The organism is Bacillus sp. es.034, from assembly GCF_002563655.1.
Lineage (GTDB): Bacteria > Bacillota > Bacilli > Bacillales > Bacillaceae_B > Rossellomorea.
Genome location: NZ_PDIY01000001.1, coordinates 1,485,515 through 1,498,750, shown reverse-complemented (window position 1 = coordinate 1,498,750; position 13,236 = coordinate 1,485,515). Strand labels below are relative to the sequence as shown.

The 13,236-nt window shown below is 44.0% G+C and carries 11 protein-coding genes and 1 tRNA gene; 1 reads left to right on the top strand and 11 read right to left on the bottom strand.

Annotated elements, in window-relative coordinates; translation table 11 throughout:
• Positions 1–9: 9 nt before the first annotated feature.
• The 9 genes from gpmI to ATG71_RS07510 form a co-directional block, all read right to left on the bottom strand.
• On the bottom strand, positions 10–1,545 hold the full coding sequence (gene gpmI, locus ATG71_RS07550) for a 2,3-bisphosphoglycerate-independent phosphoglycerate mutase (RefSeq protein WP_098439088.1): 1,536 nt from the start codon (positions 1,543–1,545) through the stop codon (positions 10–12).
• Complete coding sequence (tpiA, locus tag ATG71_RS07545) at positions 1,538–2,302, bottom strand: triose-phosphate isomerase (protein WP_098439087.1); 765 nt, start codon at positions 2,300–2,302, stop codon at positions 1,538–1,540. Before tpiA ends, gpmI begins: the two co-directional genes overlap by 8 nt.
• A 61-nt stretch (positions 2,303–2,363) precedes the next feature.
• Positions 2,364–3,548, bottom strand: coding sequence for a phosphoglycerate kinase (locus tag ATG71_RS07540; protein ID WP_098439086.1), 1,185 nt, complete (start codon positions 3,546–3,548; stop codon positions 2,364–2,366).
• Between the two features lie 182 nt (positions 3,549–3,730).
• Complete coding sequence (gene gap, locus ATG71_RS07535; RefSeq protein ID WP_044338275.1) at positions 3,731–4,738, bottom strand: type I glyceraldehyde-3-phosphate dehydrogenase; 1,008 nt, start codon at positions 4,736–4,738, stop codon at positions 3,731–3,733.
• A gap of 55 nt (positions 4,739–4,793) precedes the next feature.
• Positions 4,794–5,813 carry a sugar-binding transcriptional regulator gene (locus ATG71_RS07530; RefSeq protein WP_098439085.1) on the bottom strand — a complete coding sequence of 340 codons (1,020 nt, stop codon included), beginning with the start codon at positions 5,811–5,813 and terminating at the stop codon, positions 4,794–4,796.
• Between the two features lie 149 nt (positions 5,814–5,962).
• On the bottom strand, positions 5,963–6,208 hold the full coding sequence (locus ATG71_RS07525; RefSeq protein WP_061809793.1) for a glutaredoxin family protein: 246 nt from the start codon (positions 6,206–6,208) through the stop codon (positions 5,963–5,965).
• A 164-nt stretch (positions 6,209–6,372) separates the two neighbouring features.
• Positions 6,373–7,713: an RNA polymerase factor sigma-54 gene (rpoN, locus tag ATG71_RS07520; protein ID WP_098439084.1), complete on the bottom strand. Its 1,341-nt coding sequence runs from the start codon at positions 7,711–7,713 to the stop codon at positions 6,373–6,375.
• Positions 7,714–7,940: 227 nt separating this feature from the next.
• Positions 7,941–8,540: a 3'-5' exonuclease gene (locus ATG71_RS07515; protein WP_098439083.1), complete on the bottom strand. Its 600-nt coding sequence runs from the start codon at positions 8,538–8,540 to the stop codon at positions 7,941–7,943.
• Positions 8,541–8,769: 229 nt separating this feature from the next.
• Positions 8,770–8,841, bottom strand: a tRNA-Arg gene (locus ATG71_RS07510).
• 509 nt (positions 8,842–9,350) lie between these two features.
• Between ATG71_RS07510 and clpP the strand changes: the two genes are divergently transcribed.
• Entirely contained in the window at positions 9,351–9,947 is a 597-nt protein-coding gene (clpP, locus tag ATG71_RS07505) for an ATP-dependent Clp endopeptidase proteolytic subunit ClpP (RefSeq protein WP_098439082.1), read from the top strand.
• Positions 9,948–10,004: 57 nt separating this feature from the next.
• On the opposite strand, the gene ATG71_RS07500 is transcribed toward clpP, so the two are convergent.
• On the bottom strand, positions 10,005–12,875 hold the full coding sequence (locus tag ATG71_RS07500) for an ATP-binding protein (RefSeq protein ID WP_098439081.1): 2,871 nt from the start codon (positions 12,873–12,875) through the stop codon (positions 10,005–10,007).
• The gene (locus tag ATG71_RS07495) at positions 12,862–13,233 is read right to left on the bottom strand and encodes a response regulator transcription factor (protein ID WP_098439080.1); all 372 of its coding nucleotides are present in this window, start codon (positions 13,231–13,233) and stop codon (positions 12,862–12,864) included. Before ATG71_RS07495 ends, ATG71_RS07500 begins: the two co-directional genes overlap by 14 nt.
• Positions 13,234–13,236: the final 3 nt, after the last annotated feature.

The following is a 13,236-nucleotide window of genomic DNA, read 5'->3' as shown; positions in this document are numbered from 1 at the left end:
AATCTCTCCTTATTTTTTAATTAATGATGTTCCAGTCATTTCGTCTGGTTGGTTTACATTCAATAAATCTAACATGGTTGGGGCAAGGTCGCCGAGTTTCCCACCGTCACATAGCTCAATACCTTCTTTTGTCACGATGACAGGAACAGGGTTCGTCGTGTGAGCCGTCATTGGCTTGCCTTCTTCGGTCACCACTTCATCGGCATTCCCATGGTCTGCCGTGATGATGGCGGTACCGCCTTTTTCCGTGATGAGGTCGATGATTTTGCCAAGACACTCATCAACCGTTTCGATTGCTTTGATCGTTGGCTCAAGCATACCTGAGTGACCGACCATATCAGGGTTGGCAAAGTTCAGGATGATGGCATCCTGACGATCTTCACGAATCTCTTCAAGAAGGGCATCCGTCACTTCGTAAGCACTCATTTCAGGCTTCAAATCATACGTTGCCACTTTAGGGGAATCGATCAGGATCCGTTTCTCTCCAGGGAATTCCGCTTCACGTCCACCGCTCATAAAGAACGTGACATGTGGATATTTCTCTGTCTCGGCGATGCGCAATTGCTTCAGTCCGTTTTGTGAAAGAACCTCGCCAAGGGTGTTATCAAGGTTTGTCGGTTTGAATGCAACAAATCCATCAACTGTTTCACTGAATCTTGTCAGGCAGACAAAGTGAAGATCTTTTGGGAATTTGTCCCCGCGATCGAATGAACGGAAATCTGCATTCGCAAATGTATTCGAGATCTGGATGGCGCGGTCCGGACGGAAGTTGTAGAAAATGACTGCATCTTCGTCTTTGATCGTTGCGACCGGCTCTCCGTTTTCTTTCGTGATGACAGATGGAATGACGAATTCATCATGGATTCCATTTTCATACGAATCGTTTACCAGTTCGATTGGATCATGATAGCTTGGGCCTTCACCGTACACCATGGCACGGTAGGATTTCTCCACTCGTTCCCAACGCTTATCGCGGTCCATTGAATAGTAACGGCCTGAAATCGTCGCGAATTGTCCGACACCGATTTCCTTCATTTTCGCTTCAGCGTCTTCGATATACTTCTTCGCCGTTTGAGGGCCGACGTCTCGACCGTCAAGGAAGGCATGGACATAGACATCTTTCATTCCTTCTTTGGCCGCTAAACCTAAGAGGGCATAAAGATGCTCGATATGGCTGTGCACTCCGCCATCCGAAAGCAGTCCGAAGATATGAAGATTGGTGCCTTTTTCTTTTGCATGATTGATGGCATCCAGGAATGTGGTATTCAGTTCGAATTCCCCTTCACGGATGGCCAAATTCACGCGTGTCAAACTTTGGTACACGATACGTCCTGCACCGATATTCAAGTGACCCACTTCGGAGTTCCCCATTTGACCTTCAGGGAGTCCTACCGCTTCACCACAGGCAATCAGTTGATTATGTGGATATTGATTCCACAGGCGGTCAAAGTTCGGCTTGTTTGCCTGAGCGACCGCATTTCCTTCTTTCACATCACGGAAGGCAAAGCCGTCCAAGATGATTAATGCTACTGGTGACTTACTCATTGTTACTAGCACCTTCTAACAATTGAAGGAAGCTTTGTGCTTCAAGGCTTGCTCCACCTACAAGGGCACCATCGATATCTGATTGAGCCATGTATTCCTTGATGTTAGCAGGCTTAACACTACCGCCGTATTGGATGCGCACTGAGTCTGCAGCTGTTTCAGAGAATTCTCCCGCAACCACTTGACGGATATGGGAACATACTTCATTCGCATCTCCCGCTGTAGACGATTTACCAGTACCGATTGCCCAGATTGGCTCATAAGCAATGACCGTTTGTTTCACTTGATCTTCAGAAAGACCTGCAAGTGCTTTTTTCACTTGAGTTCCAACAAGTTCTTTTGTTTCGTTGTTTTCGCGTTGTTCAAGTGTTTCACCTACACAAACGATCGGTGTTAAACCGTGTTTGAAGGCAGCAAGAGTCTTCTTGTTCACTGACTCATCAGTTTCATTGAACATTTCACGACGTTCTGAGTGTCCAAGGATGACATATTGTACTCCTAAGTCAGAAAGGGCTACAGGACTTACTTCTCCCGTGAACGCTCCGTTTTCTTCAAAGTGCATGTTTTGAGCACCTACAGCCACTTTAGAATCCTTAGTCAAGTTCACAAGGCTTTCTAAAAATAGGGCTGGTGAACAAATGACAGAATCCACTACTTCCTGATCCGGCACTAGTCCTTTTACTTCTTCAGTGAAGGATTTAGCTTCTCCAAGCGTTTTGTTCATTTTCCAGTTACCTGCAATAATCGGTTTACGCATTGTCCTCATCCTTTCTGTTTTTCAAATCGGTTCAGCAAGATGTTGGTCTTTGATGAAGCGATTACTTATCGTTAAGAGCCACTACTCCCGGAAGTTCTTTTCCTTCCATGAATTCGAGTGATGCTCCACCACCTGTAGAAATATGACTCATCTTGTCAGCATAACCGAATTTCTCAACAGCTGCTGCAGAGTCACCGCCTCCGATAACAGAATATGTATCTGTTGCATCGGCTAACGCCTCCGCTACGGCTTTCGTTCCATTTGCAAATGTTTCTAATTCGAATACACCCATCGGTCCGTTCCAGATCACAAGCTTAGAGTCTTTGATCGTATCCTGGAAGAGAGCTCTCGTCTTAGGTCCGATATCAAGTGCTTCCCAATCTGAAGGGATCGAATCGATGTCCACTTCTTTCGTATTTGCATCATTTGAGAAGTCATCAGCAACGACTACATCAACAGGCATAAGGAATTTAACGCCTTTGTCTTCTGCTTTTTTCATGAATTGCTTCGCTAAATCAATTTTATCTTCTTCAAGAAGGGATTTCCCTACCTCATGGCCTTGGGCTTTCACGAATGTGTAAGCAAGTCCTCCGCCGATGATCAGGTTGTCCACTTTATCTAACAGGTTGTCAATGACACCGATTTTGTCTTTTACCTTTGCTCCACCGACGATAGCTGTGAATGGGCGTTCCGGATTGGAAAGGGCTTTTCCTAATACGTCAAGCTCTTTTTCCATCAGTAATCCTGCTACAGCCGGAAGGTGCTTCGCCACGCCTTCAGTAGAAGCGTGTGCACGGTGAGCAGCTCCGAATGCATCGTTCACATAAAGGTCGGCAAGCGCTGCGAATTCTTTCGCAAGCTCAGGGTCATTCTTTGTTTCACCAGGGTAGAAGCGAACGTTTTCCAGTACAAGAACGTCACCTTCAGACATGTCACCGATCTTTGATTGAACAGCGTCACCATACGCTTCATCTGCTTTGGCTACGTTTTTTCCAAGAAGTTCGGAAAGTCTTTCAGCCACAGGTGTTAAGCGCAGCTCTTCCACCACTTCACCTTTCGGACGGCCTAAGTGACTAGCCAGAATGACCTTCGCTCCGCCATCTACTAAGTACTTGATCGTAGGGAGAGCAGCTTGAATGCGGGTTTCATCTGTGATCTTGCCTTCAGACATCGGTACGTTGAAGTCCACACGGCAAAAGACGCGTTTCCCTCTTACATCGACATCTTTAATCGACTTTTTGTTCATCGTAAAAGGCCTCCTTTAGTTTTCAATTTCTACATCTTTTTCAAAAAAATAGAAACAACAATAAGAAAAGGGAGAGGGGAATCTTCCCCGCTCCCCTTCAACACATCTTCATTATAGATGGTGGGACAAAATTTATCCATCAATCACCATGCTAATGATGTCAATTTACAAAACTTTATGAATTAAAGTCCTTTTGAAGCGATATAACCAGCTAGGTCTACTACACGGTTAGAGTATCCGCTCTCGTTATCGTACCAAGAGATAACCTTTACCATGTTGTCTTCTAGAACCATTGTAGAAAGTGCGTCGATTGTAGAAGAAGCCGGGCTGCCGTTATAGTCAGTTGATACTAAAGGCTCTTCGCTGTAAGCAAGGATTCCTTTAAGATCGCCTTCAGCAGCTTCTTTAAGAGCCGCATTCACATCTTCAGCCGTTACGTTCTTATCAAGTTCAGCAACTAGGTCTACTAGAGAAACGTTTGGAGTTGGAACACGAACCGCTCCACCATTAAGTTTCCCTTTAAGCTCAGGAAGAACAAGAGATACAGCCTTCGCAGCACCAGTAGTTGTTGGAATCATGTTCTCAGCAGCTGCACGTGCACGACGGTAATCTTTATGTGGTAAGTCCAAGATTTGTTGGTCGTTTGTGTAAGAGTGGATTGTTGTCATCATTCCACGCTTGATTCCGAATTTATCGTTAAGAACTTTCGCGAATGGCGCTAAGCAGTTTGTTGTACAAGAAGCGTTAGAGATAACGTCGTGGCTAGCCGCGTCGTATTTGTCTTCGTTAACACCCATAACAACTGTGATATCTTCATCAGATGCAGGAGCAGAAATGATGACTTTCTTCGCGCCAGCTTCGATGTGTTTAGCAGCGTCAGCACGCTTTGTGAATCGACCAGTAGATTCAACAACGATATCTACACCAAGATCTCCCCAACCAAGTTGAGCAGGATCGCGCTCTGCCAATACTTTTACTTTCTTACCGCCAACTACAAGGTAGTCACCGTCAACAGTTACTTTCTCTTGAAGAGTTCCGTGAACAGTATCATATTGTAAAAGGTGAGCAAGCATGTTCGCATCAGTTAAGTCATTAACTGCTACTACCTCTACGTCGTTATTTTTAAGTGCTGCACGGAATACATTACGTCCGATACGTCCAAATCCGTTAATACCAATTTTTGTTGCCATGAATAATTTCCTCCTTTAGATAGTTAAGGATGATTTTTTTATATTTCAAAAGGGCTTACCCTTTTAAAAGCTCTCTCGCTGCTCCTTCATCCGTGATGAGCACGGTTTTATGAGGAGCACCCTTCATATACGCCCGAATCGCTTTCGCCTTCGAGCTGCCGCCAGCGACGGCGATGACGTTTTCGATGTGACTTAAATCCTCTAATTGCAGGCCGATCGTCGGCACCTTATGTACCACTTCACCTGCTTCGTCAAAATAATAACCAAAGGCTTCCCCGACGGCGTGACCCCCGGTGATTTTCTCGAAATCTTCTTCCGTGGTCTTTCGTCTTTCTGCCATTGTGATAGCATCCCCAATTCCATGGAGAACCATGTTAGCCGATTTGATCAAATTAAGGACCTCTTTGATCATCGGTTCCTTCAAGAAGGACTTGTATACTTCTTTACTAACCTGATCCGGCACATATAAAACACGATGACGCGTCCCCGTGTGCTCTGCCATCTTGGCACAAATGGTATTGGCCTGGTTCTTAACATCCTCTCCAATTCCACCCCGAGCAGGAACGAACAAGGTTTCGTCAGAGAAATCAGGTGTCAGCCTTTCTGCTACGGCTGCCATCGTCGAACCTCCAGTCACAGCGATGATAGTATTTCCCTTAAGTCGGCGTTTCATACTAGCAGCTGAAGCACGCCCTAATTCCTCTTTTACCCAAGGAGACTCATCACTATTCCCAGGAACGATTACAATTTCATGAAGATTAAGTAACGATTTTAATTCCTGTTCCATTACGTTGATGCCGGAAATCTCCCTCATCATGCTTTCAAGATTCTCTAAAAGCTGGATGCCTTCTTCCGTCATGATCATCCCGGAAGTTTTGATATCAATAAGATCTTGGTTATTCAGGAACTCCACTTCACTTCTCAACACGCGTTCCGTCAGCCCCATATTCTGAGCAAGACTTCTGCGTCCGACAGGCTGCATGAACCGGATGGAACGTAGAATCTGATGCCTTTTTTGCATAATTTCAAGCAGGTCAGGTAATAATCGCTTTTGTATGTCAATTAAAGATTCCATAGTTAAAAGCTCCTTCAAATGAAGTGCGTGGATCCGTTGGACTCATTTGGTCCCACATAGACATATTATGTCCCACTACCTCCAAAAAAAATTCATCCCTGCTTACAAGTTTCATTTTATCAGGGTATGAATCGTAATTCAACTAGAAACTATCGGGTTTTTTCATGTAAACGCTTGCTGAGCGTAAAATAATCAATCTGCCCATACTGAAGGATTTCCCCGTCCAGCTCCACGACCGGGATCATCAGTCCAAAACGTTCCGTAAGGTCATCGCTTTTATCGATGTCCTCTTCTTCAATGGAAAAGCCCATCTCATCCTGAAGCAGTTTCAGGGTGATTTTTGCGTCTTCGCAAAGTCCGCATTGGGTGCGTGTGTAGAAAATGACTTGCTTCATATTGTTGCCTCGCTTTGTTTTAGTTGTAGGGAGTGGAAGGTTGGGTTGTTATTTTTGTATTAGGTATATTCATGTATTCGTTCGTTGTACCTGGTACATAATGGCTCCGCTGTACCTGGTACAAACCTACCATTGTGTACCAGGTACACGCTCCACGCAATCCTCTATTCATATCTCTTCCTCATCGTAGAAGAAGTAATCCCCATTTGATCACGGTATTTGGCGATGGTCCTTCTGGAAACATCATAGCCTTTATCCAAAAGCAGATTCACAATCTTCTGGTCTGATAGCGGCTTTTTCTTGTCTTCTTCATCAATCAGCTTCTGAAGCTCATTTTTCACCGTTCTGGCAGAAGCCGCTTCTGAATCCTCAAGTTTGACCGACTTGATCGCTGAGGTAAAGAAGTACTTCAACTCGAAGATTCCAAAAGGGGTTTGCATATACTTCCCCTTCACGGCGCGGCTGATCGTCGATTCATGTACATCGATTTCATCGGCGACCTGCTTTAGCGTCAGGGGCTGGAGCGCAGATGGTCCTTCCAAAAAGAACGACTTCTGCTTCTCAGCAAGCATCTTCCCCACTTTCAGGATCGTCTGTTTCCGCTGCCGTAAACTTTGCAGGAGCCACCGGAAATCCTGCTCCTTCTCTTGAAGATAGGTTTGGACTTCCTGATCCGGGTGATCTTTCATGAAATCTGTGTACTCTTCATTATACGTGACGTTAACAGTCGTCCCATCATGTAACGATACGGCCACGGTATGCCCGTCGATCACGTTCACCACAAGCTCAGGGGTAATGTATTCAGCGATATGCTGGGAGTATTTCGATCCCGGCCTTGGGTTGCAATGCTGAATGAAATCAGCAGCCTGCTGGATTTCTTTCAGTTCAACCCCAAGCTCCTTGCTGATCGCCTTCCACTTCTTTTCTCCAAAGGCTTGAAAATGGTTGTTTACAATCATCTTCACCAAAGGGGGAACATCGGCTTTTCTCTCCAGTTGAAGGGAAATGCATTCCTGCAGGGATCTCGCCCCTATCCCAGCCGGTTCCAAGTCCTGAATCCTCTTAATATAGTTTTCCAGTTGAGCCCATTCCAATCCATGTTTTTGAAGGAAGGATGGTTCATCCATTCTTAAATAACCGTTGTCATCCATGCTGCATATTAGTTCATCAAGTATTTTCCGATCGAAAAAAGTAAGCGATTTCAAATTTATTTGAACAGATAAGGCATCCGCAAGGGTTCTCGTCGGCACGGAAACATATTCATACCAATCCACCGTATGATCAGGATTGCCGGCATTTCGTTTATAAGTATAAGGTTCTCGTTGATAGAGGGAGTCTTGTTTAGGCGGTTCTACTTGTATAAGGGGGTTCTCTAATTGCTTAGCTTCTAAATAAGCATTCAGTTCCATCGTAGAATATTGGAGGATGGTGATGGCTTGAGAAAGCTGTTGAGTCATTTGAAGTTTCAGTTGTTGATTTTGAAAAAGTCCTGCTTTCAAATTCATGATTACTAACCTCCCATTTATCTATTCTACAATAAAATTGGTGGTTCGTTAATGGGAATTCGCTGGTAGTATTATGTATATGATATTTTCAAAGAAGAATGTGGATGTTCTCCATCCATCTCGACAAATACTCTTAGGGTATTCAATAGAAGCTGATAATAAAAAGCACCCTGGAGGATGCCACAATTGATAATCATAATAAGAAAAAGATTCTCCGGAAAGTTGAGTTATTTAGCAGATTTACTTACTAATGAAGAGCGGTAGATGCCTTCGGATATTTCGCCGGGTTTGATTCGAGTTTTATTGTAGAGCGAATCAAAGTCCGTAATCTTGTACTCTTCTGCTAGCTTTAGCATTAATTGAGCGCATGCTTTAGCATCATCTGCAGCATGATGGTGATGATCCAATTCGATTCCAAAATAAGTACACATAGATGAAAGCTGATAGGCAGGAAGACCCTTCACCACTTTTCTGGACATTTGATAAGTGCAGAGAAATTGGTTGTATACGGGCTTCATTTCATAACGGGCTAAATTATCCCTCAAAGCGTATCCATCGAAGGAAAGGTTATGAGCAATCATCAATTTATTCTCTATTTTCCCCTTGATAGAATGATAGAAAGCATCGAACGTCATCGCGCCTTCAACATCTTGTGGTTTAATTCCATGTATTCTAATATTAAAATGATCAAAGTGCTCTTCCGGATCGATCAATTGATAAATGGAATCGACAATTTCACCATTTTCCACAAATACCATTCCGACTGAGCATATACTGTGTCTTGCACGATTAGCCGTTTCAAAATCAAAAGCTACAAAATCTTTCATACGAAGCCACCATCCCGGTTTTAGATTTATCTTCCTTGTTATAATACGCTAACTATTCTGGTGCAGGGCGTTTCCTGCAACTTTCCTATGTATCGAATTCAGCACTGATCCCGCACTTCTTCAATATAATTATACAATATACTAAAATACCCAAAATCCCAGAAACGAAAAAAGATGCCTCCACAAATCAAAAATTTGTAGAAACACCTTCACATCTCTCTCTCAACTACGCCCTCGGAGGGAATCGAACCCCCATTTTAAGAACCGGAATCTTACGTGCTATCCGTTGCACCACGAGGGCAAGAAATGAATAACCGTCACGAATATATATTATAAGCCAGATATTACTTGTTTGCAATAGATATTATCGTTTACGTCTTTTTTAATCCTTCATTAATATCTTTTAAAATGGATTGGAAACTTTCTACCCTACTTTCCATCTATCCTAATACAGAACCACAGAGTGGATTGAAGTGGAAGGCACTTGACTCCTGTGGGAATTGAGGGAAGGTCGAGACCCCACAGGGCGCAAGCCCGAGGAGGCTCGACTCCCTCCCCACCGGAAAGCAACGGTCATCACCTTCACTACATCCCCCATCCCAGGAACGAGTCAAAGGATGAGATTTCTTAGAAACTTCCCAAATCGCACCCGTTTAAAAAAGGTATGAATGGGTATCATGTAGAAAGGATTTATATACAGGGTAAATAAGGAAGCGTTAAGTTTGACCTTTATTGACCATGGGTGTATGATAACAATACAAAGTGAATAAGTAACTCTAAAAAATAAAAGATATCTAAGGAGGAACGAGGATGAATTTAATTCCTACAGTTATTGAACAAACAAACCGCGGTGAGCGTGCGTATGACATTTATTCACGTTTATTGAAAGACCGTGTCATCATGCTTGGAAGCGGCATTGACGACAATGTGGCGAACTCCATTGTAGCACAGCTTCTTTTCCTTGAATCTGAAAACCCGGAGAAGGATATCTCAATCTACATAAACTCTCCTGGCGGAAGCATCACGGCAGGTATGGCTATTTACGATACAATTCAATACATCAAGCCTGATGTTCAAACGATCTGTATCGGTATGGCGGCTTCAATGGGAGCGTTCCTTCTTGCAGCTGGTGCAAAAGGCAAGCGCTTAGCCCTTCCAAACGCTGAAGTGATGATTCACCAACCACTTGGTGGTGCTCAAGGTCAGGCGACAGAAATCGAAATCGCTGCGAAGCGCATTCTATTCCTTCGCGAAAAACTGAATCAGATCCTTGCTGATCGCACTGGTCAACCTCTTGAAGTGATTTCAAAAGATACGGACCGCGATAACTTCATGACAGCTGAAAGAGCGCTTGAATACGGATTGATCGACCGCATCATCACTCGTAACGAAATGGATAATAAATAATAAATAAGTATAAAAAACCCCCTTCACGGACTCCGTGAAGGGGGTTTTTTGTTCATTCTATTTCAGTCGTTTTTCCTCAACCGGCACCAAGATTTCACCGCTCACCCCTTTTTTCAACAGCAGATGTAAAATCGTTTTGGACAGCCTGCTGGGATGATAGGGTTTGACTAGATAATCATTGGCTCCAAGCGTGAGTCCTTTTTCTTTTTCATCCAGTGCGGAAGAAAGGATAATGGGGATTTGGGTAAGTTCATGGTCTGATTTCATTTTCTCAAGTACGTCCCATCCCGACATGCTTCCTTCAAGCATGATGTCCAGAACGACGGCATCGGGTTTCTCTTCCTGCATTTTGCTTAAAGCTTCACCACCTGATGCTGTATGCAACACCTTAAACCCACTGTCGGAAAGTTCGGCTTTGAGTAAGGATGCCAGATTGATGTCATCTTCAATTACGATGATATTCATGCCGTCACCTCCATGTTCATCGTATTTGAAGGTTTCGATGGTCACAATCGGCAGGCGGATGGTGAACACACTTCCTTTCCCTTCTTGTGATGAAACTGTGATGTCCCCTTCATGAGTTTCGATGATTTCCTTGACAATCGTCAGCCCCAATCCAGTCCCACCGATCCTCCTCTGATCCGAGTTGTCGACCCGGTAGAACTTGGTGAAGAGGTTTGGAATAGCGCCCTCAGGGATTCCAAGACCTTCATCCCGAATGTCGATGATGATAGATTCTTCTCCTTCACGGAATATGACGGTGATGGTCCCTCCGTCAGGGGAATACTTGATGGCATTACTGATTAAATTGGTAAATGCCTGGGCAAGCTTATCCCGATCACCGAGGACGATTGTACAGTCCGTCTCCCTGGCAATATTAAAGGCATGATGGGGAGCATTGACCTTTTGGGTATCAATGACCTGCTGCATAATTGGAACGACATCTTCAAATTTCCGTTCAAATGTCTGACGCCCCGATTCCATACGCTGAACGTCAAGGAAATCATTGATCAAGGACGTCAAACGCTTTGCTTCCTGGTAAATAGTCGTTAGGTATTTCTTTGTTCTTTCGGGTTTTAGATCCTTTGTCAGCATCAATTCCGTAAAACCAAGAACACTTGATAACGGCGTCCGAAGTTCATGGCTGACGGTGCTGACAAACTCCGATTTCATTTGATCGACTTCGAATTCTTTCGTGATATTCCGATGAACAAAGATTGTGCCTATCTGCTTTTCCCCATGATAGAGGGACTCAGAATACACCTGGAATACTTCTTTACTATCCACCAGGTGATAGGTAAGGAGCTGTTTCCCTGTCTTCCCTTCCTTCACAATGGTTTCAAAATACTCATCCAGTTTCTCTTTGTCTTCCACCCTATCAATCAGTGCCTGCTTCCAAGTTTGGTAGCATGACTGTTGAAGTTCGTCCATTTCACCATTGATCAGATCCGACCATTTCTTATTCATTAATAAGTTGTTGCCATCTTTATCGATGAGTTGTATCCCCTCTTGAATGTTGTTTAGAATGTCCTGCGTTAATTGACGATTCGTCTCGGACTCTTCAAAAAGAGAGATCTTTTGCAAAGAGATGGAGATTTGCTTTGTCAGACCCATGTACTCAGCCAATTCCTGCTTAGTGAAATCATTCCCGAAACGGCTGAATACCATGATGGCTTCTACCTGTTGATCAAGGGAAAGAACGGGTAAAAATAAGTCATACGAGTAGAGGGTCTCTTCATGGTAGCCCTTCTCGGACGGAGCCATTTCCCGCTTAAGCGAGAAGGGTTGCCTGGAATCAAATAATCGCTCGTGGATACCATTATAGATATACGTCAAGAACTGTGACGCACCATTCTTAGAGATTCCATATGCCGCATTGGACTTTTGATCATCCATAAGGACGATCATCCCCCGTGTGGCCCCCATCACGTGACTCATGCTTTTCACGATACTTTCCAGAACCTCCTGCTTGTTGAGGGAACTCGAAATCCCATGAATGAATTCATTCCTTCGCTCGAGCTGCGACTCCCTGTTCTTTGTCATATTCAGCAGATGCTCAAGTTCTGATTGCTGTGATTCAAGCTCATCCTGTTGAGCCTGCAATTCTTCATTCTGAGTCAGGAGATGCTCTTCCTTCTCCTGGATTTTATAGATCATTTTTTCGAATGCCCTGGACATCTTACCGATTTCGTCTTTCCGTTTATACTCAAAGGACCATTGCTGGTATGCTTCGTTTTCGGCAATGTGTTCGGCTGCGGACGCCACCTGATCGAGGGGTTGACCTATTTGCTTTGCAATCATTCTCATTAAACGCATGAGTACAAGAAGCATGAGAAAAATAAAGATCACAAAAGCTGTTTGGCTTAAGGACTCTTTCCGTTTCAGCTCATCATATGCACTTCGCTTGCTTTGTTCAATGGAGTCTGCATATCTGTTGAGCTGGGTTTGAAAGGTTTCGATTGTAGCCGTTGCACCGTCAGCCGACGCCTCTTTCACTGCCTCGATATTCCCTTTTTCGAAATCACCGATGATCCTCGGGGCCATATCCTTAAAGTAAAGAGTTGAAAACTCTTCCACATCCTTAAAGAAGAGTTGATCTTCGGTTTCGGTTTTTAATCCTTTCAGTTTTTCCAACGTGTCGGCTGCTTTTTTCTCTTGAACGAAAATACTTTCTTTCAACTCCTGCCTTCCAAATGCAAGGTATCCCCTCGCATCAAAGAATGCCTTTTGAAAGTTTCTATCCAATTGTTCAGCCAGGTCCTTTTTTTGATTGAGCTCGTTCCTCTGAACCTGGTACTCATTTGTAATGGATTGATCATACAGAAACAAACAGGCTGCCCCGATGAAGAAGATGGCAATGAAGCCGCTCATCAATCCGATGAATTGCTTGCGTAAGCTCGTTTGAAAGAATTCTTTAATTCTCTTCATTCAATATGTCCTCGATCCGCTGAACAAGCTCTGCAGGACTATACGGTTTGGCAATGAAATAGTCGGCTCCGGACTTCAGAACGAGGTCTTTATCCGCCTGCTGGCTCTTTGCAGACACCATCATGATTTTCACCGAACCCTTTTCAGGGGAGTTCCTGACTTTTTCAATCACTTCAAGTCCTGTGTATAAAGGCATCATATAATCGAGAAGAATGAGATCATAATCGTTTTCCATGATGGAATTGATCGCTTCCTCGCCGTCGGCCGCTTCATCAAGCTCATGTCCTTCGTCTTCAAGTGTATCCACCATCAGCATCCTTAGGACTTCTTCATCTTCCGCTATTAAAATTCTCGCCATATG

Bases quoted from the DNA above. Each gene is read 5' to 3' on its own strand.
- ATG71_RS07540 (WP_098439086.1), bottom strand. From the start codon at position 3,548: ATGAACAAAAAGTCGATTAAAGATGTCGATGTAAGAGGGAAACGCGTC.
- rpoN (WP_098439084.1), bottom strand. From the start codon at position 7,713: ATGAATTTGAAAGCAGGACTTTTTCAAAATCAACAACTGAAACTTCAA.
- ATG71_RS07525 (WP_061809793.1), bottom strand. From the start codon at position 6,208: ATGAAGCAAGTCATTTTCTACACACGCACCCAATGCGGACTTTGCGAA.
- gpmI (WP_098439088.1), bottom strand. From the start codon at position 1,545: ATGAGTAAGTCACCAGTAGCATTAATCATCTTGGACGGCTTTGCCTTC.
- ATG71_RS07500 (WP_098439081.1), bottom strand. From the start codon at position 12,875: ATGAAGAGAATTAAAGAATTCTTTCAAACGAGCTTACGCAAGCAATTC.
- ATG71_RS07515 (WP_098439083.1), bottom strand. From the start codon at position 8,540: ATGAAAGATTTTGTAGCTTTTGATTTTGAAACGGCTAATCGTGCAAGA.
- ATG71_RS07530 (WP_098439085.1), bottom strand. From the start codon at position 5,813: ATGGAATCTTTAATTGACATACAAAAGCGATTATTACCTGACCTGCTT.
- ATG71_RS07495 (WP_098439080.1), bottom strand. From the start codon at position 13,233: ATGGCGAGAATTTTAATAGCGGAAGATGAAGAAGTCCTAAGGATGCTG.
- gap (WP_044338275.1), bottom strand. From the start codon at position 4,738: ATGGCAACAAAAATTGGTATTAACGGATTTGGACGTATCGGACGTAAT.
- clpP (WP_098439082.1), top strand. From the start codon at position 9,351: ATGAATTTAATTCCTACAGTTATTGAACAAACAAACCGCGGTGAGCGT.
- tpiA (WP_098439087.1), bottom strand. From the start codon at position 2,302: ATGCGTAAACCGATTATTGCAGGTAACTGGAAAATGAACAAAACGCTT.